This is a genomic window from Subtercola boreus (genome assembly GCF_003399635.1).
GTDB lineage: Bacteria > Actinomycetota > Actinomycetes > Actinomycetales > Microbacteriaceae > Subtercola > Subtercola boreus_B.
On record NZ_NBXB01000082.1, the window covers coordinates 1 to 2,123 of the forward strand.

The 2,123-nt window shown below is 63.3% G+C and carries 1 protein-coding gene; it reads left to right on the forward strand.

Going from position 1 to position 2,123, the window contains the following annotated elements:
• The first annotated feature begins 394 nt into the window (after positions 1–394).
• Entirely contained in the window at positions 395–1,825 is a 1,431-nt protein-coding gene (locus B7R22_RS18465) for an MFS transporter (protein WP_116413145.1), read from the forward strand.
• Positions 1,826–2,123: the final 298 nt, after the last annotated feature.

Genomic DNA, 2,123 nt, shown 5'->3' on the forward strand with positions numbered 1-2,123 from the left:
ATGGTGGGAGGAGCTTCACAGGTGGTGCTCAACCACACCGATCATGGTGCTGAACGACGCAAACCAGGCACCTGAACAACGGTGCTCACCCGCATCAAAAGCGGTGCCCACAAAAGCGAATATTCAACGCTTGGGGGAGCAGCCGCCCTTGACCGTGATGGTCTGCACCTGCAGATCTCCCTCGACGGCTGCGCGTTTGGCGGCGCGCGGCGCAAAGAAGTACTAGGCCAGTAGGCCAATAAGCACTGCGGCGGCGATGACCACGATCACGTTCACGACACGTTCTCCTCTGCCTTGCGTCGGCGAACACCGGCTGACGAGTTGACACGGGATACCCCCTAGGGGTATATCTGGTACCCCCGGGGGGTATCCCGGTCTATTTGAGAGGTTCGACATGTCAAGTACTCCCACCGAGGCGCGCAAGCGGCGCTGGCTCGGACTCACCCTGATCGCCGCGGCTCAATTCGTGGTCATCATGGATACGTCGATCATTGGTGTCGCTCTTCCGGACATCCAACGCGACCTGGGATTCGCGCCCGAGTCGCTGACTTGGGTCTTCAATGCCTACGTGGTCGCGTTCGGCGGCTTGCTCCTTCTCGGCGGAAGGCTCGCCGACGTGTTCGGCGCGCGGAAGATCTTCGTGGTTGGTTGGATCGTTCTGATCGTCGGCTCGGTGGTCGCGGGTGCGGCTAACTCCGTCGGCGCGGAGATCACAGGAAGGATCCTTCAAGGGGCGGGGGCAGCGTTGGTCGCGCCGGCAGCCTTGACGCTGCTCATGATCGTGTTCGGTGGCACGGCGGAACTGCCCAAGGCGTTCGCCGTCTACGGCGCAGCGGCACCGATTGGTGGCACGGCAGGGGTCTTCCTCGGCGGCGTGCTCACCGAGTACGCCAGCTGGCCGTGGGTCTTCTACGTGACCATCCCGATCGCTCTCGTGGTTGTTGCGCTTACGCCAACTTCGCTTCCTCGCACGACGCGCGGGTCCGCCGCAGGCGTTGGCATCGGAGGGGCGTTCACTGCCACGCTCGGGCTGGCGGTGCTTGTATTCTCAATCGTCCGCGCCTCTGATATCGGATGGCTCAGCGCAGAGACGTTGCTCACGGCCGCAACAGGTCTCGCGTTGTTGACGGCCTTCTTCGTCATACAGGCACGTTCCCGGCAGCCGTTGCTGCGTCTCGGGCTACTCCGGGCCCCACAGCTTGGCGCAGCCAACCTCGCCCAGTTCCTGCTCGGTGCGGCTTGGGTGACGATGTGGTTCTTCCTGAACCTCTACCTGCAGAAGGTGCTTGCAGCCTCCGCGTTTGCGGCTGGGGCGGCACTGCTGCCGATGACCGTCATCATCGTGCTTGGGATGGTGTTCGTCGCTCCGCGCCTGCAGGCTCGGCTTGGAGCGCGTGCACTCGTCGTCGCTGGTTTGGCCATCCTCTCCGCGGGTCTGCTGTGGTTGTCCTTCGCACGGCCCGACGGGACTTATGCGATCGACGTGTTGCCCGCTTCTGCCGTCGCTGCAATCGGTATGTCACTCGCATTCGTGCCCTCCCTCGGCACAGCCATTTCGGCCGCGCCCATGCATGAAGCGGGCGTTGCGTCTGGGCTGGTCAGCACCAGCTACCAGATCGGATCAGCGTTGGGACTCGCAGGTCTCGGAGCCTTGGCTGTCGCCATCACGGGCAACTCCTCCGCGCCGCCCGAGCTCACCGACGGATACTCTGCAGCATTCCTCGGCGCCGCTGTCGTGGCAGCGGTGGGGGCAGTTGTTGCATTCGTCGGGCTCCGAACCCGTCGCTCGCAAACCATGTTCCCGAGTGAGGCAGTCGAGGCCTAAGGCGCCGAGCGGGGAGGGCTAACGCTCATCCCCGCTCGGTTGGCCCCGCGCAGCAACGTGTAGTTGGTCGGCCCCGCCCGTCCCACACACCATCCAGAGCCCCAGAGAGTGATAAAAGCGCAGGTCAGGAGAGGGTCGCCTATTCACACCTAATGTGAATACCAGATATTTAACTGGGTAGTGGAGGTATCGGATTGTCGGCTATGACGGCGTTTTCGGTGGTGTGGGTTCTGGGCCTTCGGGGCGTGCGTGTGCGTAGTGCGGGTTTTTGTCGATGACGTAGCTGGACCAGGGGATG

Bases quoted from the DNA above. Each gene is read 5' to 3' on its own strand.
- B7R22_RS18465 (WP_116413145.1), top strand. From the start codon at position 395: ATGTCAAGTACTCCCACCGAGGCGCGCAAGCGGCGCTGGCTCGGACTC.